The sequence below is a fragment of the Mesorhizobium sp. BR1-1-16 genome, assembly GCF_020165495.1.
Lineage (GTDB): Bacteria > Pseudomonadota > Alphaproteobacteria > Rhizobiales > Kaistiaceae > Kaistia.
In genome coordinates this window covers 670,030-691,073 of sequence record NZ_JAIUIE010000001.1, presented here as the reverse complement: position 1 = coordinate 691,073, position 21,044 = coordinate 670,030, and the positions used below count along the sequence as shown (strand labels likewise).

The 21,044-nt window shown below is 65.9% G+C and carries 18 protein-coding genes; 5 read left to right on the top strand and 13 right to left on the bottom strand.

Going from position 1 to position 21,044, the window contains the following annotated elements; all coding sequences use genetic code 11:
• Positions 1-21 precede the first annotated feature (21 nt).
• Positions 22-657, bottom strand: a complete 636-nt coding sequence (locus tag LB518_RS03335) for an FMN-dependent NADH-azoreductase (protein ID WP_224572987.1) — start codon at positions 655-657, stop codon at positions 22-24.
• Between the two features lie 142 nt (positions 658-799).
• Between LB518_RS03335 and LB518_RS03330 the strand changes: the two genes are divergently transcribed.
• Entirely contained in the window at positions 800-1,393 is a 594-nt protein-coding gene (locus LB518_RS03330; protein ID WP_224572985.1) for a TetR/AcrR family transcriptional regulator, read from the top strand.
• A 6-nt stretch (positions 1,394-1,399) separates the two neighbouring features.
• Here LB518_RS03330 and cydC read toward each other — a convergent pair whose 3' ends face one another.
• Together cydC and cydD are read right to left on the bottom strand one after the other, a co-directional pair.
• Positions 1,400-3,055 carry a thiol reductant ABC exporter subunit CydC gene (gene cydC, locus LB518_RS03325; protein WP_224572983.1) on the bottom strand — a complete coding sequence of 552 codons (1,656 nt, stop codon included), beginning with the start codon at positions 3,053-3,055 and terminating at the stop codon, positions 1,400-1,402.
• Complete coding sequence (gene cydD, locus LB518_RS03320) at positions 3,052-4,830, bottom strand: thiol reductant ABC exporter subunit CydD (protein WP_224572981.1); 1,779 nt, start codon at positions 4,828-4,830, stop codon at positions 3,052-3,054. The genes cydC and cydD overlap by 4 nt, the downstream gene beginning before the upstream one ends.
• A 149-nt stretch (positions 4,831-4,979) precedes the next feature.
• Between cydD and LB518_RS03315 the strand changes: the two genes are divergently transcribed.
• On the top strand, positions 4,980-6,317 hold the full coding sequence (locus LB518_RS03315; RefSeq protein WP_224572979.1) for a DUF1576 domain-containing protein: 1,338 nt from the start codon (positions 4,980-4,982) through the stop codon (positions 6,315-6,317).
• On the opposite strand, the gene yut is transcribed toward LB518_RS03315, so the two are convergent.
• Positions 6,271-7,248, bottom strand: coding sequence for an urea transporter (gene yut / locus LB518_RS03310; RefSeq protein ID WP_224572976.1), 978 nt, complete (start codon positions 7,246-7,248; stop codon positions 6,271-6,273). The two genes, LB518_RS03315 and yut, sit on opposite strands and share 47 nt — an antisense overlap.
• 221 nt (positions 7,249-7,469) lie before the next feature.
• Here yut and LB518_RS03305 point away from each other — a divergent pair, with 221 nt between their 5' ends.
• From LB518_RS03305 to cydX, 3 genes are read left to right on the top strand one after another with little or no spacing between them, the layout of a single operon-like run.
• On the top strand, positions 7,470-9,056 hold the full coding sequence (locus LB518_RS03305) for a cytochrome ubiquinol oxidase subunit I (protein ID WP_224572974.1): 1,587 nt from the start codon (positions 7,470-7,472) through the stop codon (positions 9,054-9,056).
• Positions 9,057-9,069: 13 nt separating this feature from the next.
• Positions 9,070-10,221 carry a cytochrome d ubiquinol oxidase subunit II gene (gene cydB / locus LB518_RS03300; protein ID WP_224572972.1) on the top strand — a complete coding sequence of 384 codons (1,152 nt, stop codon included), beginning with the start codon at positions 9,070-9,072 and terminating at the stop codon, positions 10,219-10,221.
• Between the two features lie 18 nt (positions 10,222-10,239).
• Complete coding sequence (gene cydX / locus LB518_RS03295) at positions 10,240-10,377, top strand: cytochrome bd-I oxidase subunit CydX (protein WP_224572969.1); 138 nt, start codon at positions 10,240-10,242, stop codon at positions 10,375-10,377.
• 85 nt (positions 10,378-10,462) lie between these two features.
• Here cydX and LB518_RS03290 read toward each other — a convergent pair whose 3' ends face one another.
• From LB518_RS03290 to dxr, 9 genes are all read right to left on the bottom strand, one after another.
• Positions 10,463-11,482 (bottom strand): CorA family divalent cation transporter, encoded by a 1,020-nt coding sequence (locus LB518_RS03290; RefSeq protein WP_224572967.1) that lies wholly within the window; start codon positions 11,480-11,482, stop codon positions 10,463-10,465.
• A 141-nt stretch (positions 11,483-11,623) separates the two neighbouring features.
• Positions 11,624-12,808 carry a lipid-A-disaccharide synthase gene (gene lpxB, locus LB518_RS03285; RefSeq protein WP_224572965.1) on the bottom strand — a complete coding sequence of 395 codons (1,185 nt, stop codon included), beginning with the start codon at positions 12,806-12,808 and terminating at the stop codon, positions 11,624-11,626.
• A complete protein-coding gene (locus LB518_RS24805) occupies positions 12,805-13,683 on the bottom strand; it encodes an LpxI family protein (protein WP_224572963.1) in 879 nt (292 codons plus the stop codon). The genes lpxB and LB518_RS24805 overlap by 4 nt, the downstream gene beginning before the upstream one ends.
• A 3-nt stretch (positions 13,684-13,686) precedes the next feature.
• Positions 13,687-14,499 (bottom strand): acyl-ACP--UDP-N-acetylglucosamine O-acyltransferase, encoded by an 813-nt coding sequence (gene lpxA, locus LB518_RS03275; RefSeq protein ID WP_224572961.1) that lies wholly within the window; start codon positions 14,497-14,499, stop codon positions 13,687-13,689.
• Positions 14,500-14,508: 9 nt separating this feature from the next.
• Positions 14,509-14,964, bottom strand: a complete 456-nt coding sequence (gene fabZ, locus LB518_RS03270) for a 3-hydroxyacyl-ACP dehydratase FabZ (RefSeq protein WP_224572950.1) — start codon at positions 14,962-14,964, stop codon at positions 14,509-14,511.
• The gene (gene lpxD / locus LB518_RS03265; protein WP_224572948.1) at positions 14,964-16,031 is read right to left on the bottom strand and encodes a UDP-3-O-(3-hydroxymyristoyl)glucosamine N-acyltransferase; all 1,068 of its coding nucleotides are present in this window, start codon (positions 16,029-16,031) and stop codon (positions 14,964-14,966) included. Before lpxD ends, fabZ begins: the two co-directional genes overlap by 1 nt.
• 83 nt (positions 16,032-16,114) lie before the next feature.
• Positions 16,115-18,412, bottom strand: coding sequence for an outer membrane protein assembly factor BamA (gene bamA / locus LB518_RS03260; RefSeq protein ID WP_224572946.1), 2,298 nt, complete (start codon positions 18,410-18,412; stop codon positions 16,115-16,117).
• A 252-nt stretch (positions 18,413-18,664) separates the two neighbouring features.
• On the bottom strand, positions 18,665-19,810 hold the full coding sequence (gene rseP / locus LB518_RS03255) for an RIP metalloprotease RseP (protein WP_224572944.1): 1,146 nt from the start codon (positions 19,808-19,810) through the stop codon (positions 18,665-18,667).
• A 36-nt stretch (positions 19,811-19,846) separates the two neighbouring features.
• Positions 19,847-21,043, bottom strand: a complete 1,197-nt coding sequence (dxr, locus tag LB518_RS03250) for a 1-deoxy-D-xylulose-5-phosphate reductoisomerase (protein WP_286198579.1) — start codon at positions 21,041-21,043, stop codon at positions 19,847-19,849.
• Position 21,044: the final 1 nt, after the last annotated feature.

The window sequence follows — 21,044 nt, the reverse complement described above, 5'->3', positions numbered from 1 at the left end:
CCGTCTCCCCGCAGAACGGTGTCAGGCCGCGATGCGGCTTGCGAGGGCGCGCGCCGTGTCGTTGGCGCGGCTTGAAGCCTCGGTGACGCCCTGCGCCGCGCGATCCGCCCCCAGCGACTGGCCCTCGACATAGATGACCTCGACATCGGTCATGCCGAGGAAGCCGAGCATGAAGCGCATCCAGGGCTGCTGATAGTCGTGGACCTTCATGGGGCCGTCGGAATAGATGCCGCCCTTGGCTTCGACGACGACCACCCGCTTGCCCTTGACCAGCCCCTCGGGGCCGTTCTCGCCATAGCTGAACGTCCGGCCGCGGCGGGCGATGAAATCGAACCAGCTCTTCAGCGTCGACGGCACGGTGAAGTTGATCATGGCCGAGGCGATGACGATCACGTCGGCGGCAAAGATTTCATCGACGAGCTGATCGGAGAGCGCGAGCAGGCGTGTCTGCTCCACGGTGTGCGCCTCGGCCGGGCCGAAGATGGCACCAAGGAATTCGCCGTCGAGATGCGGCAGCGGATTGGCAGCCAGGTCGCGCCGCGTGACGGTCGCGGTCGGATCCTCGGCGCGAATCCCGGCGATGAGTTGCTCTGCGACCTTGGAGGACTGCGAAGCGGCGCCGCGCGGGCTGGACGAGACGAAAAGGATGTTGGTCATAGCGGTTCCCTTCACTATCTTGGGTCAGGACGCGTTTGTCCGCCAAGATCGGTACTGTTCGGTAACATGATCAAATGTTACCGTTGAGTAACAGGATTTCAAGCCCGTGCCCGCGCAGCTTTCTGAACAGTCCGTTCACCGTATGAGAGACGGAGCTCTCCCGCCGCGCCAGCGCATCATCGTGGCCGCGCGCGAGCTCTTCTATCGGCACGGCGTGCAGGGGGTCGGCGTCGAGGCGATCGCGGAAGCGGCCGGGACTAACAAGATGACGCTCTACCGGCACTTCGAATCGAAGGACCTGCTGGTGGCCGAATATCTTCGCGGCCTCGCCGAGGAGACGGCGCGCATCTGGGACGAGATCGCCGAACTGCATCCGGGCGATGCTCTCGCGCAGATCCGGGCCTGGCTCGATCGCGTCGGCGGCCATGGCGAGCGCCATGACGCAAGCGGCTGCGCATTGGTCAACGCCGCCATCCAGATCAGCGATCCCGAGCATCCCGGACGCAAGTTTGTTGAATCTGCGGCGCGGACACGCCGGGAACGGCTCACGGCGCTCTGCTGTGCGTCGGGCCTCACCGAACCCGAACAATTGGCGGACCATCTCTTCCTGCTGGTCGAGGGCGCGCGCGCATCCTATCGCAGCGTCGGACCGGATGGGCCGGGCGCCGGCCTTTGTGCGCTCGCCGCCGCATTGCTCGCCTCGCACCGGGCGACGGATCACGCTCCGCCGGGTTAACCGATCTCAGCGCGAGGCCTCGACCAGCCGGCCGTCGTCGAACTTGAAGATACGGTCGACCGCCGCTCTCGGCAGCGCGGCGTGGGTCGCGACGACGAGCGTTCGTCCTTCGGTCGCCGTCAGCAGGTCGCCGAGAAACTCTGCCTCCGTCTCGCCGTCGAGCCCGGCGGTCGGCTCGTCGAGCAGGATCAGCCGGGCTGGCGAAAGCAGCGTGCGCGCAAGGCAGAGGCGCCGCGCCTGTCCGGCCGACAGGGTCGCCCCGGACTCGCCGAGCCAGGTATCGAGCCCCTCAGGCAGGCTGCGCACGAATTCGGCCAGCCGCGCATTGCCGAGCGCCGTATAGAGCGTTGCGTCGTCGGCGAAAGGCGAGCCGATCCTCAGATTGTCGCGCACCGTGCCAATGAAGACCGGCGCATCCTGCGTCAGGAGAGCGATGTGGCTATGGAGGTCGGCCAGCGCGGCATCGCGAATATCGATGCCGCCAAAGCGGATCGCGCCGGCGCCGACGTCGTCGAGCCGCATGATGAGGCCGAGCAACGTGGATTTTCCTGAGCCGCTGGCGCCGAGGATGGCAATCCGCTCGCCCGGTTGCGCCTCGAGGGAAATGTCGGCCAGCACCGGTCGGTCGATGCCGTAGCCATAGCTGACGCGGTCGATGACGAGGGCGCCCTCGCCCGGCAGTCGCGCCGGCACGAGCGGATCGCGGATCGACGGGACGGTCGCCACGATGTCCGAGACGCGGCGGGATGCGGCCAGCGCCGAGCCGATGCGCCCGGCCCCGCGCAGGATCGGGCCGGTGACCTCGAAGAGGCCGAGAATGGCGAGGAGCACGCCCGTCAGGACGGGTCCACTGATCCTGCCCTCGGCGAGCGCGCCAAGCCCGAGCCAGAGTGTCGCCGCCATTGTGAGGCCGGCACCAAGTTGTGCGAGAGCAGGACCGAGCGCCACGCGCCGCGCCTCCGCCAGCCGGGCGGCACGCAGGCCGGCGGCGGCCTCGGCGAAGCGGGCGATGCCGGCCTCCGTTGCGCCGAGCGCCACAAGATCAGCGTGGCCATCGACGGCGTCGAGGGCGGCGACGCGCAGATCGGACGAAGCCGCAACCGTCGCAGCACCGATACGGCGCCCGCCGAGAACGAGCGCCAGCGGGACCGCGAGCGCCGTAAGCGCGAACCCGGCGACGCCGACCGGAACCGCCTCCGGCAACGTCAGCCACAGCATCAGCGCGAGGCCGGCGGCGGCAGTGCAGGCGGTCAGCAGCGGCAGGACGGCCTGCAGCATCACCATGTCGAGCGCTTCGATATCGGCCGTCAGGCGCGCGACGAAATCGCCTGTGCGGCCGGCGACGCCTTTCATCGGCACCAGCGGGATCAAGCGCGCAAATAGCGTGCTGCGCAGTTCCGAGAGCATCGCGAGTGTGACGGCGTGGCCGGTCATCCGCTCGCCATAGCGCGCGCCGATCCTGAGGAAGGAGAGCCCGCGCACCGCCGCCGACGGCGCGAAAAGCTCGAAACCGCCGGCAGCGCCCGCCAAGGCCGCGCCGGTCAGAAACCAGCCGGAAACGCCGAGCAGGCCCGCGCCGGCGGCAAGCGTCAGCACCGAGAGCGCCAGCGCCAGCAAGAAGCCGGGGGCGCGGCGAAGCACGAGCGGCAGCAGGAGCTTCATGGCGCGTCTCCCCGTTCGCGCCGGGCGGTCGCCATGCTGGACGGACGGTGCGGCACCGGCAGGAGACGGCCGCCGGCAATCCGGTAGATCCGGTCCATGCTGCGGGCGACGGGTTCGGAATGGGTGACCACGACCAAAGTGCGCCCTTCCGCGAAACGGAGAATGGCGGCGATAATCCGCGCCTCCGTCGCGGCATCGAGATGGGCGGTGGGCTCGTCCAGCAAGATCAGCCCCGGATCGCGCAGGAAAATGCGCGCGAGCGCCACGCGGTGGGCCTCACCACCCGAAACGCCCCTGCCCCGCTCGCCGATTGCCATCTCGAGGCCGTCAGCCGTCCGGTCGGCGAAATCGCCAACAAGCGCCTGGTCGGCGGCACGGCTCACCGCCGCGGCCGTCGCATCGGGCAGCCCCAAGCGGATATTGTCGGCAATGGTGCCGTGGAACAGCTTCGGCCGCTGGCCGAGCAGAGCGACCTGGCGGCGCATCGATGCCTCGTCGATCTCGCCGAGTGGCACACCGCCGATGGCAATCGAACCTTCGAAACTGCGCAGGCGCGCCATCGCCTCGATCAGGCTCGATTTTCCGATGCCGCTCGGGCCGAGAATCGCGATGCGCGCACCGGCGGGGATGTCGAGATCGACACCATCGAGGATGACGCCCCGCCCCGCGGCATGGAGCGTGAGTTGGCGGATCGTAACCGACAGCGCACCAGCCGGAAGAGGAGTCGTCGGAGCGGGAACACCGGCGACGGCATCCGCCGATCCGTTGATGAGCGCCGCAAAATCGGCAACAGCGGCCTTGGCAGCCGCGCGGTCGTGATAATGGGCAGCCAGCGTCCGCAGCGGCATATAGACTTCGGGCGCCATCAGCAGACAGAACAGACCGGCCTGCAGGCCGAGAGGCGAGCCACGCAGGTCGATGAAGCCGACATAGGTCAGCCCGACATAGAGCGCGACGCCGGCGACGCCGATCGCCGCGAAGAATTCGAGCACGGCCGAGGAGAGGAAGGCGATGCGCAGCACCTGAAGCGTCCGCGTGGCGACGTCATCGCTCGCCGCCTTGACGCGCGCCACCTCGTCCTCGGCGCGACCGAACAGCTTCAATACGAGAATGCCGCGCAGCCGATCGGCGAACAGCCCGGACAGACGGGTCAGCGCGGTCATGTGGCGGCGGCTCGCCGCCTCGGCACCCCAGCCGACCAGCGCCATGAAAAGCGGAATCAGCGGCGCAGTGACGAGGAAAAGCGCTCCGACCACGATATCGACAGGCATCAGTCCGATGGCGAAGGCGACCGGTAGCACCGCCGCCGCGATCATCGCCGGCATGAAGCGCGCGAAATAGCCGTCGAGCGCCTCGACGCCGTCGACGAGTTGGCTCGCCAGCACCCCGGAGGAGCGCTCCCGCAGCCATTCCGGACTCTTCGCCATGATCGAGGCCTGCAGGCTCTGGCGGATGGCGCGCTTGACGTCCTCGGCAGCGCGGCTGCCGAGGCGTTCGCTGACCAGCGCCAGAACGGCGCGGCAACAGATGATGGCAACGAGCAGCAGCACGAGGCGGATTTGGCCGGCGGGAGCGACATGGCCGACAAGCGCGCGGTCGATGATCGTTGCCAGCGTGAAAGCCTGCGCCACGGTGAAAAGGCCAGCGACCAGCGGAACCGCGATCGCAACACGTAGCCAGAGCCCGCCCGCCCGCCGCTGCGTCTTCAGCCACGCCATTTCCGCCGCGCCGAGGCGCGACGCTGAACTGGCGGGATCGTGCTCGATCGTGCTCATGATGTCGACCATGAAGCGTCGAGCCGCAGCCGGCAACGTGGCCTGAGGTAGCAGTCGTGGCTCAGGCTGCCGTTGCGCCGCATGCCGGCAAGGTGATCAATGCTGCGGGACGCGCGAAGCATGGCGGACGGGATGCAGGAGGCAGAGCGATGAGCGGTTCGGGGGCACGCCCGGCACTGGCGGCCGAGGCTCCGGGGGCGGCAGAAGACGGGCGCGTCCTCAGGGTGGTCGCGGCTGTCGCCGTGGCATTTCTGCTGTTCGGTCTCGCGTCGGATCGTCCATCCGTGATCGTCAGCGGTCTCGGAAAGATCCTCATCGCCCGCGACACGCTGATCACCGATTATATCGGCGTCGGCGGCATGGGCGCAGCCTTCGTGAATGCCGGCCTGCTGACGCTTGTCGGCTGTCTCATCTACCAGCGCGCGGGCGCAAAGATGACCGGCGGCGCCGTGGCGGCGCTGCTGCTGACGCTCGGCTTCGGGCTGTTCGGCAAGAATCTGCTGAATGTCTGGCCGATCATCGCCGGCGTCTGGCTCTATTGCCGTGTCAAAGGCGAACGCTTCGCCGCCCACGCCAACACCGCCTTTTTTGGCTGCGCGCTGGCGCCGATCTTCTCCGAGATACTGTTCTCGACGACGATGCCGCTCACCGCGACGCTGCCGCTCGGCCTCGTCACCGGGATCATCATCGGCTTCGTGCTGGTGCCCGTCGCGGCTCAATTGTTCAAGGCGCATATGGGGTTCAGCCTCTATAATATGGGCTTCGCCGCCGGCATCCTCGGCACGCTGGTCGTGGCGCTTTATCGCTCCTACGGCTTCGTGCCGGAGCCTGTCTTCATCTGGACGAGCGGCAACAATCTCTGGCTCGGCATCTTCCTGTTCGCGGTCTTCGCGGCGCTCGCCGGAGCTGGCCTCGCGATCGACCGCGGCGCGCTCGGCGGCTTCAGAACCATTCTAGCGATGACCGGCCAGGCACCGGCCGATTTCATCGGCGCGGCGGGCCTCGGTGCAACCCTGGTGAACATGGGCGCATCAGGCGCGGTCGGCACCGCCTATCTCCTGCTTGTCGGCGGAGACCTCAATGGTCCGACGATCGGCGCGATCATGACCATTGTCGGCTTCGCAGCCGCCGGCAAACACCCGCGCAATATCTGGCCTGTAATGCTCGGCGTGTTCATCGGCACGCTCGCCAAGCCGTGGAACGCCGATATGCCGTCGCTCCAGCTCGCAGCGCTGTTCGGCACGACGCTGGCGCCGATCGCCGGGCGCTTCGGCTGGCACTGGGGCATCGTGGCCGGGTTCATCCATTCGTCGGCCGCTTTGGCCGTCGGCGACCTGCATGGCGGACTGGTGCTATACAACAACGGCTTCGCCGCCGGCCTCGTCGCCGCCGTGCTGGCGCCGATCATCATCGCCTTCAGGCGTGAGAAGCCCGACGCGCTCAGCTCTTCGCCGCCGCCGGCCGCGCCATCAGGAACAGCCAGGTGACCAGCACGAAGGGCATGGTCATAGCCGGCAGCGCCACAGGAGCGAGCGCGGCATTCATCGCCACCTGAGCGATGACCGTGATCACCGTTGCGAAGGCGGCATAGGCCAGACTGCGCGGCGTCGGGCTCGCGAACACACAGCCAAGCGCGACCGCTGTCAGCACCGGACTGAAACCAAGCAGGCCGCCGGTGACGAGATCGCTTTCCGCGCCGGCAAGGTGGGCGATGATCACGGCAATTAGGGCGCCGGCAAGGGCGAGCAGCGCGGCGGGAATCGAGGAAACCGCCAGCCCGACGAGGAAGAGCAGCGCCGCAACGAGACTGTCCTTCAGGAAAACCTGACTGATGCTGAGGGCGACGCCGCCGACGAAATCGACCACGCGCAGCGGATCGGATGCAACGATGATAGCCGGGGCCGTAACGGCGCCGGCCGGCAGGCCGCTACCAGCAACACCGGCAAAGCCATGGCTGGCCAGGAGGAAGAGCCAGCTCGTCGTCACGAAGGGAAAGGTCAGGCCGGGAATGCCGTACGCCGCCAGCCAGCGCTGGGTGGCGAGCGTCACGACCACCGACACCGCGGCTCCGAGGATCACGAACACGATCAGCATTGGCCCGGGCGCAAGGAACGTCGCAAGGGCAAGACCGGTCAGCACGCCGTTGAAGCCGTAGAGACCGGCGCGCCAGGCGGTCCGGTCGACGCCGAGCGCAAGCGCCGTAGCGGTCGCCACGAGGAGCGCCAGCACCCCGCCGATCGCCACGAAGGGCTGCCCCGTCGCGACGGCGCCCCAGATGATGGCGAGCAGGAAGAAGAGCCCGGTGAGGGGATTGTCCTGGAACATCACCTGGCCGAGCCCGCGCAGCGCGACATCGACGAATCGAAGCGGTGGCGAGGCCGCGGCCGCGCGCTCGAACCTCTCGGCAAGGCTCTGCATTTTCATCGTCCCCCCGGTCTGCCACGCAGTTCACGGCTGAGCTTGCGATTCGCCGATCCACCTTGCAAGCGCCGTGGCACGGGGTGCCGGCCTGCGGCACTTCGTCCGCAGCGCTCTCTCCGCCGGACCGCCGATGCGACATCGCCGCCGGGCTTGATTCTGATCAAGATCGCCTTCCGAAACGCGTGTCAGCGTCGATCATCACGTTTCGAGGATCGCCCATGTTCGACATCGACGTCGTCACGCTGTCACGGCTGCAATTCGCCGCCACAGCCATGTACCACTTCCTGTTTGTTCCCCTGACGCTCGGGCTGTCGTTTCTGATCGCCATCATGGAGAGCGTCTATGTGATGACAGGCCGCGACATCTGGCGACGGATGACGCTGTTCTGGGGAACGCTGTTCGGGATCAACTTCGCCATGGGCGTCGCCACCGGCGTCGTCATGGAGTTCCAGTTCGGCATGAACTGGTCCTATTACAGTCACTATGTCGGCGACATCTTCGGTGCGCCGCTGGCGATCGAAGGCCTGATGGCCTTCTTCCTCGAAGCGACCTTCATCGGCATGTTCTTCTTCGGCTGGGACCGCCTGCCGAAGGTCGGGCACCTGGCCGTCACCTGGCTGGTCGCCTTCGGCGCCAATTTCTCGGCGCTGTGGATCCTGATCGCCAACGGCTGGATGCAGAACCCCGTCGGCGGCGTGTTCAATCCGGACACGATGCGGATGGAGATCAGCGACTTCATGGCCGTGATCTTCAATCCGGTCGCGCAGGCAAAGTTCGTCCACACCGTCAGCGCCGGCTATGTCGCCGGCTCCGTCTTCGTCATCGCGGTCAGCGCCTGGTTCCTGCTGCGCGGCCGGCACATCGAACTGGCCAAGCGCTCCATGGCGGTCGCCGCCAGCTTCGGCCTCGCAGCGTCTCTCTCCGTCGTCGTGCTCGGCGATGAGAGCGGCTATCTCGCGACCGAGAACCAGAAGATGAAGGTCGCGGCGATGGAAGCCATGTGGCACACCGAGCCGGCACCGGCAGCCATCAACGTGATCGCCTTCCCGAACATGGCGAAGCAGGACAACAGCTTCTCCATCTCCATCCCCTATCTGCTCGGCATCATCGGCACGCGCTCGCTGAGCCAGGAACTGCCGGGCATCGTCAACCTCGTCGACAACGCCAAGGTCAAGATCCGCAACGGCATCACGGCCTATACGGCACTGCAGAAGATCCGCGCCGACAAGAACGATGCCGCGGCACGGGCGACCTTCAGCGAGACCTGGAAGGATCTTGGCTACGGCCTTCTCCTGAAGCTGCATCGTCCCGACATCGAGAACGCGACCGAGGCCGATATCACGGCCGCCGCCAACGAGACGATCCCGGACGTCCCGGTGCTGTTCTGGGCGTTCCGCATCATGGTCGGGCTCGGTTTCTACCTGATAGGCTTCTTCATCGTCGCCTTCTGGACGGCATCTCGGCATCGCCTCGGCGACAAGCGCTGGATGCTGTGGGTGGCGCTTTTGAGCCTGCCGCTGCCCTGGGTCGCGATCGAAGTCGGCTGGATCGTCGCCGAATTCGGCCGCCAGCCCTGGATCATCGAAGGCGTCCTGCCGACCTTCTACGCCGCCTCCGGCCTCACGCTCGTCGATCTCTCGATCAGCCTGGCGATCTTCCTGGTGCTCTACACCAGCCTCGCCATCGTCGAGGTCTACCTGATGGTCCATGCCATCAAGAAGGGCCCCACGGCGGCCGAGCCGATGGAGCCACAGGGCGGCACCATCCTTCCCGGTGCGGCATTCGCCCGTCCGCAGCAGCATTAGTGGAGCACAGACGATGATTCCCTTCGTTCCCCTCGATTACGAGACGCTGCGGCTCATCTGGTGGCTGCTGCTCGGCGTGCTGCTGATCGGCTTCGCCATCATGGATGGCTTCGACCTCGGCGTCGGCGCCCTCCTCCCCTTCGTCGCCCGCAATGACGACGAGCGGCGGATCGTCATCAACAGCATCGGCCCGGTCTGGGAAGGCAACCAGGTCTGGCTGATCCTCGGCGGCGGCGCGATCTTTGCGGCGTGGCCCATGCTCTACGCCGTGTCGTTCTCCGGCTTCTATCTCGCCATGATGGTGATCCTGATCGCCATCATCCTGCGCCCCGTCGGCTTCAAATATCGCAGCAAGATCGCCGATCCCCGCTGGCGCGAGACCTGGGATTGGGCGCTGTTCGTCGGCGGCTTCATTCCCGCGCTGATCTTCGGCGTCGCGGTCGGCAATGTCCTGCGCGGCGTACCCTTCCGCTTCGACGATTCACTGCGCCCGTTCTATGAGGGCGGCTTCTTCGGCCTTTTGATGCCGTTCGCCTTGCTCGCCGGGCTTGTCAGCCTGTCCATGCTGGTCGCTCATGGCGCTTCGATGCTTATGCTGAAGACGAGCGGTGCCATTTCAGAGCGCGCCCGCATCTATGGCAGCTATGCCGCGCTCGCGACTATCGTGCTGTTCGCGCTTGGCGGCATCTGGGTGGCGCTCGGCTTCGACGGCTATGTTGTCACCAGCGTGCAGGACGTCGCCGGCCCTTCCAATCCGCTCGCCAAGACGGCGGTGCGGCAGTCCGGCGCCTGGATCGCCAATTACGGCGCCCATCCCTGGATGATGGTTGCGCCGCTGCTCGGCTTTCTCGGCAGCGCCATCGCGCTCTTCGCCTATGCGCGGCGGCTTGCAGGTCTCGCCTTCATCGGATCGGCGACAGCAATTGTCGGTGTCATTTCGACCGCCGGGCTGTCTCTCTTCCCGTTCCTGCTGCCGTCCTCGCTCGATCCGAACGCCAGCCTCACCGTCTGGGACGCCTCGTCCTCGCATCTGACGCTCTGGATCATGCTGCTGGCGACGCTCGTCTTCCTGCCGATCGTCCTCGTCTATACCGCCTTCGTCTATCGCGTGATGCGCGGCAAGGTGACGACGGAAGGCCTCGGCAGAAACCCCAACGCCTACTAGAAGCGGAGCAAAGGCATCATGTGGTATTTCTCCTGGATCCTCGGCATCAGCCTCGCCTGCGCTTTCGCGATATTGAACGCGATGTGGTACGAGATGCGCGACGACGCCCGCGCCGGCCGCCAGCCGGCCCGCGCGCCCGTGGCCAAGCGACGCTGACGGATACCTTCCGGCGGCCCGCCGCTCGCCGGGAGGCCTACTGGCCCGCCGCATTCAATGCGGCGGGCTTTTTGATGCCCGCCGCCTAATCGAAAAAGCCGAGCCGGCGCAGCAGATACAGCACAAAGGCCGAGGCGCCACCGGCGATCGCCACCGCCACGATCGTTCCGTGCCCGCCCTGCTCGAGCCAGAGATCGCTGGTGTTCATGCCGAAAATGCCGGTGACCAGTGTCGCCGGCATCAGCATCGCGGTGAGAATCGAGAGCACATAGAGGTGGCGGTTGGTGTTGTTGGCGATCTTCGCGGCGATCTCGTCCTGCAGGAACCGGGCGCGATCCTGGATCTCCAGCACCTCCTGATCGAGCGCTTCGATCCGGCGAAACAGCCGCTCCGCGGCAGCCCGCGACCCCGCCTGGATTTCGTTATCCGCGTGCTCCTCGGCGAAATGCCTGAGAATGCCACGAAATCCCGCGAGCTGCCGGCGCAGCCGAACGGCCGTCCGCCGCAGCGGCGCCAGACGGCGGGACTCGTCGTTCAGGCGGTCGTCCAGAACGCGATCCTCGATCGAATCGGCGGTGAGCCGAAGATCGCGCAGCGTTTCCGCGATCGCCCGCAGCACTTGCGCGATCATCAATTCGAACAGCGCCACCGGGCCACCCACGAGATGGCCAGCATCGATGCGACCGCGCATCAAGGCGGCGGACCGCACGGGATGACGCCGACCGGAGACCAGGAACCCGTCGCCGAGGACAAAGCGCATCGGCGCGGCGCGCAGCGAATCGTCGTCGGGATCCTGGATCGTATCGATGAAGACACCCCAGACTGCCGTCTCGTCACATTCGAGCAGCGCCGTCTCATCGGTCGACAGCAGCACCGCCCGCGCCGCCGCCGGCAGTCCAGCCGTCTTGTCGATCCAATCGCGAACCAGCCGATCAACGAGATCGAGATGCAGCCAGAGAAAACCGTCATTCGGGTCGAACAGCTCGAAAGGCTGGTCGACCGGCTGCGCGTTCGCCCGTCCGGCCGGGTCGAAACGATAGAGCCAGATCACGCCGGTGGGCGGGCGTCCGGACGGAGGCGGCACATTGGGGTTCAGCACGGTCATGGCGGCATTGCGTGAGCGGCAGGCGCCAGACACGAAAAAATGCGGTCCGGCAGGCTTCGTCCGCACAAAAGCACAAAACCGGCGAACAATTCATGACGGGTCCGCCCGATCAGCAAAGCGCGCGTCCGACAGCGAACCGACTTAGCCGCTCCGAGCCTTTTCAGCGATCGCCGAGAGCACGGTTTCGGCCGCGACACCTTCGGCCGGCACACCATGCGTGCTCATCAGCGCATCGAGGCGGGCGAAGCGCGCAAGCTGGTCGGCCCGTGCAGGGCCATCCGCGAGCAGAGGCAGCAGCGCATCGGCGAGCGGCCCCGGTGCACAATCCTCCTGCAGGAGTTCCGGCACCGCCACCTCGCCAAGGATGATATTCGGTAGGATCACCGTTGGCGTCGTCAGCACCCGACGCGCGATGAACGCCTCCCAGGCCGGGACGCGGTAAGCGCCGACGGTCGGCACGCCCGCAAGCGCCAATTCCAGCGTGACCGTTCCGGAAGCCGCCAGCGCGCCACGTGCCGCGCGGAAGGCGGCTTGCCTCGCCGCCTCGCCGACGACGATATCAGGCGGTATCGGCCAGGCCGCCGTCGCTGCACGCAGCGTCGCCTCGAGGCGCGGCAGCGTTGGAAGCACCACTTCGGCGCGCTGCCCCAGCGAACGAAGCCGGCCGAGAGTCTCGCCAAAAATCGGCGCGAGCGCCGCGACCTCACGCTTTCGGCTGCCAGGAAGAACCAGCAACAGCGGTGGCTCGCTCGCCCGGCGCAGTTCATCGTCCGGCCCGGGCCGAAGGCGTGCCAGTTCGCCGAGCAGGGGATGGCCGACATAGGTCGTCGGTGGACCGCCTAGCCGCGCCATGACCGCCGGCTCGAAGGGAAAGAGCGCGAGCACATGATCGATGACGCCACGCATCGCCCGCGCCCTGCCCGGCCGCCAGGCCCAGACGGTGGGCGCTACATATTTGACGATCGGAAGGAATGGCAGGCGGCGCCGAACCCGCGCGGCCACACGATGCGTGAAATCCGGTGCATCGACGAGCAACAGGACATCGGGAGGATCAGCAAGAATCGCCGCAACGGTCCCGCGCAGGCGCCCGATCAACCGCGGCAGCTTGCCGACCACCTCGCCGATACCGATTGCCGTGAGATCATCCATCGGGAACAGGCTGTGCAATCCCGCCGCCGCCATCCGCGAGCCGCCGACGCCGCGGAACATGACGCCGCCCGGCACCCGCTCCGCCAGCGCGCCCATCAGCGGCCCGGCAAGTGCATCGCCGGACTCCTCCCCGGCGAGGATGAACACACGCAGCGGCCGCGTCGCGGGAAGGCTCATGAATCGAGCCCGACGATGAAGAGGCCCTTTTCGTCGGCGAGGCGCACCATCGCGGCGACATCGACAGCGATCACGCCGCCGGCCTCTACCGCGATGCCGGCGAGCCCGGCGGCAGCGGCGCCCTCGATGGTCTTGAGGCCGAGCGAGGGCAAATCGAGCCGCCGGTCCTGACCGGGCTTCGGCGCCTTGACGAGAACCCCGGTTCGCGCCGGCAGGCGGACGCGACCGATGGCGCGCAGATGGCCGCAGCGCTCAAGCATCAGGTCCGTTCCCTCCGCCGCCTCGACCGCCTGGACATGGCGCTTCGCAACGACAACACACTGACCGACGTCGAAGGGACCGAGCGTTCGGACGAGATCGAGACCGATCCGCGCATCCTCGGCATCGGCGGGCCGCATCGCGACACGGCCGAGTTGGCCGGCGGGCAGTAACAGATCCGGCGCGATTTCTTGCGCGCCGACCAGTTGGAAGCCCTGCTCCTCGAAGAAGCCGCCGACGCGCGAGAGGAGATGGTCATCGCCGCCGCGCAGCGCCGCAATGAAGCGCGGCAGCACGCGCAACATCGTCCAATCCGGACGAAGGCTCAGGAGACGCGGGCGAAAGACATAGCCGAGCATGACGACCTGCCGGCAGCCATGACGGCGGAGCGTCGCGATGGCCGCGCCGACGGCACCGAGGCTGAGCCATTCAGCCGGCAGCCCCGCCCGCGCGACGGCCTCGGGATCAGCATAACCCCGCAGAGGCAGCAGCACGACCCTGCGGCCGTCGCGGACCGCCGATTCGGCAACCGCCAACGGAAACGCCCCACCGCCGCAGATGATGCCGAGCGGCGCCTCGGTGATGTCGGATACGGAGGCGGCCGGCACCACGGCCACGCCTCAGCTTTCGTCGTCGTGGTGCTCGGCGGCGCTGCGCGGGACCGTGATGCGCCGCTTGCCGCGCTGCCGGATGAACTCGACGATATGCATGACGTTCTCGTCACCCGCATAGCGCTCGCCGACAGCCTCGACCCGGTCGACGAAATAGCCCGGGCCGAAGAAGAGGTCACGATAAGCAGCGCGCAGGCTCTGAATCTGCGGCCGCGAAAAGCCGCGCCGCTTCATGCCGATGATATTGAGGCCGCCGAGACCCTCGGCACCTTCGCGGATCGCACCAAAGGGGATGATGTCGCGCCAGACCGGGCAAAGGCCGCCGACGATCGCATGATCGCCGATGCGCACGAACTGATGCAGCGCGCAAAGGCCGCCCATGAAGACATTGTTGCCGATGGAGACGTGTCCGCCCATCGTGGCGCAGTTGGCGAGGATGACGTCGTTGCCGAGCGTGCAGTCATGCGCGACATGCACGCCGGTCATCAGGAAGCAGCGATCGCCGATCTTGGTCTCGCGCGCGCCGACAGACCCGAAATTGATCGTCACATTCTCGCGGATGACGCAGTCGGCTCCGATCGAGATCGTGCCGGGCTCGCCCTTGTAATGCACGGATTGCGGGACACCGCCGATCGAGGCGAAGGGGCTGACGACGGTCTTGGCGCCAATCGTGGTGTGGGCCGCAACCGAGACATGGTTGCGCAACTCGACGCCGTCGCCAAGGACGACATCGCGTCCGACAAAGGCGAATGCACCGACGCTGACATCGGCGCCAAGCTTGGCACCGTCCTCGATCACCGCTGTGGGATGGATGGTGGACATGGAACTCCGTTACTGCCCCACCAGCATCGCGCTGATGTCGGCTTCGGCGACCTTGACGCCGGCGACCTTGGCTTCGCTCTGGAAGCGCCAGAGACTGCCGCGGTTCCTGATTTTTTTCACGTGGTATTCGAGCACATCGCCCGGCTCCACGGGCTTGCGGAACTTGCAGTTGTCGATCGTGAGGAAGTAGACGAGCTGCGGCTTGCCCGGCCGTGCTGCGAGACAGATCGCGCCCGCCGTCTGGGCCATGCCCTCGATGATCAGCACGCCCGGCATCACCGGCTTGCCCGGAAAATGGCCCTGAAAATGCGGCTCGTTGATCGTCACGTTCTTGATGCCGATCGCGCTGTTGTCGCCGTCGATCTCGATGATCCGGTCAACCAGCAGGAAGGGATAGCGATGCGGCAGGAGCTCCAGGATCCGCGCAATATCGGCGCTGCCGAGGCTCTTCATTTCCTCGCTCATCAACCCTCTCTCCCCTCGTCATCCTTAGGCGGCGCGCCGGCGCGCTGAGCGAGACGCCGGAGCGCGAGTTCTTCGCGGTACCATTCCTTTATCGGACGAGCCGGCGCTCCGCCATAGCGGCCGCCGGCGGCGAGATCGTCCTTGACGCTCGCCGTCGCAGCGACCTGGGCGCCGTTCCCGATCACGACATGACCGTTGACGCCGGCCTGGCCGCCGATGACGACAAAATCGCCGAGCGTCGCGCTGCCGGAGATGCCGACTTGCGCCACGATCACGCAATGGCGGCCGATCTGCACATTGTGGCCGATCTGGACCTGGTTATCGATCTTGGTGCCCTCGCCGATGACCGTGTCACGATTGGCTCCGCGGTCGATCGTCGTGCCAGCGCCGACCTCGACATCGTCCTGGATGACCACCCGGCCGATCTGCGGCACCTTGGCGTGGCCCTTGCCGCTCATCAGATAACCGAACCCGTCCTGCCCGATTCGGACGCCCGGATGCAGGATGACGCGGTTGCCGACCAGCGCATGGATGACTGTCGTTCCGGCGCCAACATGGCAATCGCGCCCGATCCGCACGCCGGGCCCGATCACCGCCCCCGGCCCGATCACGCTGCCGCTGCCGATTTCTGCGCCAGCGCCAACGACCGCGCCGGGCTCGACCGTCACATCGGGTTCGAGCCGGGCATCGCCATGCACATGGGCGGCCGGCGAAATGCCAGGAGCGAACAGCACCTGTGGCCGGAGCGCGGCGGGAAACATCAGGCGCAGCACCGCTACATAAGCGTCATGCGGGCGCGGGCTTTCGAGCGCCACGACGCCGGCCGGTACCGAACCGACGTGCTTCGGGCCGGCAATGCAGGCTGCCGCGCGCGTTTCGGCGAGCAGCGGGAGATAACGCGGGCTGTCAATGAAGGTGATGTCTGACGGCGTGGCCAGATCGAGCGGCGCGACGCCCGAAATGCGCCTGCTGCCATCAGCGCCCTCGGCAAGCCGGGCACCGGTCAGCGCCACGATCTCGGCGAGCGTCGGCTCGGAGGCCGGCAGGAAGAAGACGGGATCGGCCATGACGGCAGGAGTCCGGGAACGGTTTTCAAAACGCGAAGGACCGCCGGTGAGCCCGGCGGTCCCTCGCGTTTCTATAGGCGATCTCAGAACTGGGTGCCAGCGCTGAAGCGGAACACCTGCGTCTGGTCGAAGGTGGCCTTGGTGAGCGCCTGGCCGAAATCGCCACGCAGCGGACCGAAGGGCGAGTTCCAGATGATCGACACGCCAACGGACGAACGGATCTGCGAGGAGTCCTCGATATCCAGACCCTCAAGCCCGTCATAGCCGAACAGCGTACCGGCATCGGCAAACACCGCGCCGCGCAAGCCGAACTCCTCGGGAAGGATCGGGAACGGGAATTGAACCTCGACCGTCGCGTTGTAGTAGTTCGTACCACCAATCGCGTAGGTGTCTTCGAGGCCGACATACCGCGCGCCGTAACCGAAGGACTGGAAGCCGCGGATCGTCTCACCGCCACGGTAGAAGTTGTCCAGAACCTGGACCTGCTGCCCGTTGAGGCCGGTGATGTTACCCGCGCCCGCCTTGACCAGGCCGACGATATCGGAGTCGGGCATGATCTCCTTGTAGTAGCGCGCATCGATGGTCGAGCGCACGAACTGACCGTCGCCGCCGACGCCTGCGAAATCCTGAGCGAAGCGAACGAACGTTCCGCTGCGGGGTTCCTGATAGTTGTCGATGGTCGAGTAGGTGAGCGTGTAACCGACCGACGAGTTGATCCAGGTGCCCAGCGGATAGAGCTCGGCGAAGGCGGGCCAGTCCAGGATGTACTGCGAGCCCCACGACACGACGTCGCGCTGCGAGAGCTTGTAGTTGAACTGCACGTCGAAGTCGTCGGTGATCGGCAGGCCCAGGCGGATCGTGCCACCCGCCGTGTTCATGTTGTACGGGCGATAGTCGGTTTCCTCGGCCTGATTGTAGAGCAGGTCGAAGCCAAGGGACATGCGCCGCCCGAGGAAGAACGGCTCGGTGAAGGCAAGGTTGAACGTGCGATCCGACTGACCGCCGCCGACCGACACCTTCAGATACTGGCCGCGACCGAGGAAGTTCTTCTCGGTCAAGGCGACCGTGGCGATGAAGCCGCCGCCATTGTCGGTCGTGTAGCCACCACCGACGGAGAACGAACCGGTCGACTGGTCTTCGACATTCACGACGATGACGACGCGATCAGGCGAGCTGCCGGGCTGAGTCGTGACATTGACGGTCTTGAAGTACCCGAGCGCCTTCAGCCTGCGTTCAGCCTGATCGATCAGCACCCGGTTATAGGCATCGCCTTCCGAGACTTCGAACTCACGGCGAATGACATAGTCACGCGTGCGGGTGTTGCCGCGAATCTCCAGCCGCTCGACATAAAGCCGCGGGCCCTCGTCGACCAGATAGGTCAGGTTGATCGTGTGGTTTTCGTAGTTGCGATCACCACGCGGACGGACCTGGGTGAACGAACGGCCCTGCTCGAGCAGCGCAACGCTGATCGCTTCCGTCGACTTCTCGACGAGCGTCGAATTGAAGACGGCGCCGGGCTTGGTCTTCACATATTTCAGGAGCGCCGGGCCGTTGATGTCGGGCACCGAGCTGTCCACGGCAACGGCGCCGAAGTGATAGCGCGCGCCCTCGTCGATCGTGATCGTGATGTTATAGCGGTTCTTCGTCTCGTCGAACACGGCGTCCGTGCTGACGATGCGGAAGTCGGCGAAGCCGTTGCGCATGTAGAAGCGGCGGATCAGCTCGGCATCGGACTGAAGCTTGGCATCATCGAACTGGTCGCGCTTGGAGAACCAGGACGTGATGTTCGTCTTCTTGATCGTCATCACATTACGCAGGCGACCGGACGAGAAGGTCTTGTTGCCGACGAAATTGATCGACGAGATGCCCGTGCGCGATCCCTCATTGATCTTGAAGGTGACATCCGTACGGCCGCTCTCGCGCGGCTGGGTCGTCACTTCGACCGTTGCCTCGGCGCGGCCGTTGCGCTTGTAGAGCTCCTTCAGCCGCTCGACGTCGCTCTGCAGCTTGGCTTCGTTGAGCACACCGCGCGGCTTCGTCTCGATGATCGAGGTGAGCATGTCGTCCTTGAGCTTCTTATTGCCCTCGAACCGCACACTGCCGACGATATTGTTTTCGCTGACCGAAACCACCAGCTGGTTGCCGCGGCGGTTGATCTTGACGTCAGAGAACAGCCCAGTCGCGTAAAGCGCCTTGACGGAGGCGTTGATGTCCTCCGCCGAGAAATTCTTGCCGGGCTGGATGGTGACGTAGTTTCGAACGGTCTCGGAATCGATGCGGGAACTGCCCTGCACGACGATGCTGCTGACGACCTCGGCACGGGCCTCGGTGGCACCGATCAGCGAGACATGCGCGAACAGTGCCAGGGCCGCAATCGCCAACAACGCGGCGCGGGCTGCCCCCCGGGTGAAAGTCCTGAACAAATACATGGGGTTCAAACGCCCTTTTCGATTCCGACTTTCCAGCCTTCTGCGGAGCCTGAGAGCCCTGCAAGACTGAACCACTCTCAAAGTTTGTGGCAGGCTTTGACCCCAATCGCAAGCCGAGGGGAAGAATGCCACGGGAGAATTTAACCGTCCGTTGCCGTGCTGCCACGCCGTTCACAAAGGCGCGGATAGCGCGTTCAGGACAACCTATAGCGATGTCAGATGAACAATATCATTCCATGTCGTGAACAACATGAGCATGACGACAGCCGCAAGGCCGATCCTGAAGCCGATGTCCTGAGCTCGCGCACTGAGCGGACGCCCGCGGATTGCCTCGATGGCGTAGAAAAGCAGGTGGCCGCCGTCGAGCATCGGCACCGGGAACAGATTGAGCAGCCCGATGCTGACGGATAGGACCGCCGCCAGATTGACGAGCGCCGCGAAGCCGAGCGTCGCCACCTGGCCGGAAACCTGCGCGACCCGGATCGGGCCGCCGAGCTCGTCGGTGGATTCGCGCCCGGCAAAGAGACCGCCGATATAGGCAAATGTCCGATCGACGACGAACCATGTCTCCTGCGCGCCCATCACCAGCGCCTGCGGGAAACTGAAGCGTTCGACTTTCACATTGCTGCCGGATGCATCACGCGAGAGACCGAGCTGGCCGATGCGATGGACGTTGCCGAAGCGATCCGTGACCTCGCGCCGTTGCGGCGTCGCCGACAAGGTCAGCTGCTGGCCGCCGCGTTCGATCACCACCGCGAGCGGCAGATCGGCGCTGGTGGAAACGATCCGCTGCAGATCGTTGAAGGTGTCGATCCTGGACCCATCGATCGACAGAATCAGATCACCCGGTTTGAAACCGGCCTCCTCGGCGACGGAGCCGGGCACGACCTGATCGACGCGCGCCGTCGTCACCTCACGGCCGTAGAGCGTGAAGATCGTGGCAAAGATGACGATGGAGAGCAGGAAATTGGCGAAAGGACCGGCCGCGACGATTGCGGCCCGCTGCCAGACCGTCTTCCCGAAAAAGGTGTCGCGCCGCTCGTCCTCGGAAAGGCTGTCGAGCGCGGCGTGATCGGGCGTCGAGGCGACGTCCTCGTCGCCGAAGAATTTGACATAGCCGCCGAGCGGAATCGCCGAGATCTTCCAGCGCGTGCCGCGCCTGTCATTGAAGCCGATGAGCTCCGGGCCAAAGCCGATCGAGAACGCCTTCACCTTGACGCCGCACCAGCGCGCAACAAGGAAATGCCCGAGCTCGTGGAAGAAGACGACCGTGGTGAGGACGAACAGAAACGGGATCAGGTAACCGAGCGTCCCCGTTCCGAAATGACCGATCTGGCCGAGAGCTTCCATGCGAAGACGAACCTCTTATCTTGCGCGAACCGCGCTTCAAACTGCCTCGAGCCGCCGCCGAGCCTCGATAACCCCGCGCGCGATCCGCCTCCCCTCGGCATCGATGGCCAGCGCCGCCGCAACCGAATCGATCGGCACTGACCTGTCATTCGCCGCGATGCGATCCAACGTCTCGGCCACGGTCGCGGCGATGTCGAGAAAGCCGATCTCGCCCGCGAGAAAGGCCTCGACGGCCACCTCGTTGGCGGCATTCAGGACATTGGTCGACCGATTGCCGCCCGACAAGGCCTGACGGGCGAGGCTCAACGCTGGAAAACGCTCCAAATCGGGCTTTTCGAAGGTGAGACTGCCGACCGAGACCAGGTCGAACGGCTTGGTCGACGCCGGGAATCGCCTGGGCCAGCCGAGACAATGGCCGATCGGGATCCGCATGTCGGCGGCGCCGAGCTGCGCCAGGATCGAGCCGTCGGCATAGCTGATCCAGCCATGCACAACCGACTGGGGATGGACGACGACATGAAGCCGCTCGGATGGCAGGCCGAACAGGAAATGGGCCTCGATGATCTCGAGACCCTTGTTCATCATCGTCGCCGAATCGATCGAGATCTTCCGGCCCATCGACCAGCGTGGGTGATTGAGCGCCTCGGCGATGGTTGCGCTCCGCATGACGTCGATCGAGGCCTGCCGGAACGGGCCGCCGGATGCGGTCAGCGTGATGCTCTCGACGGCAGAGAGATTTTCCGCCTCGAGCGCCTGGAAGATGGCGTTGTGCTCGGAATCCACTGGAAGGACATGGACGCCCGCAGCTTCCGCACGAGCGAGGAAAAAGGTGCCGGCGCAGACGAGGCATTCCTTGTTAGCGAGCGCGATATCGGCGCCGGCATCGATCGCAGCGATCGTCGGGGCAAGGCCGGCGGCGCCGACGATGGCCGCCACCACGAGTTCGACCGGACGAGAGGCCGCCTCGATCACGGCCGCCTCACCAGCCGCCGCTTCGATGCCGGTGCCGGCCAAAGCGGCCCTGAGCGTTTCGTAGCCGTTCGGATCGGCGATGACGGCGATCCGCGCCTTCAGGCGGATGGCCATCTCGGCGAGTTCACGCGCCCGGGTTCCCGCCGTCACTGCCTCGACGATGAATGCATCAGGGCGGCCGAGAATGACGTCGGCCGTGCTTGCGCCGACGGATCCCGTCGCGCCGAGGATCGAGATCCGACGCGGCGCTCCCGCCTGCATG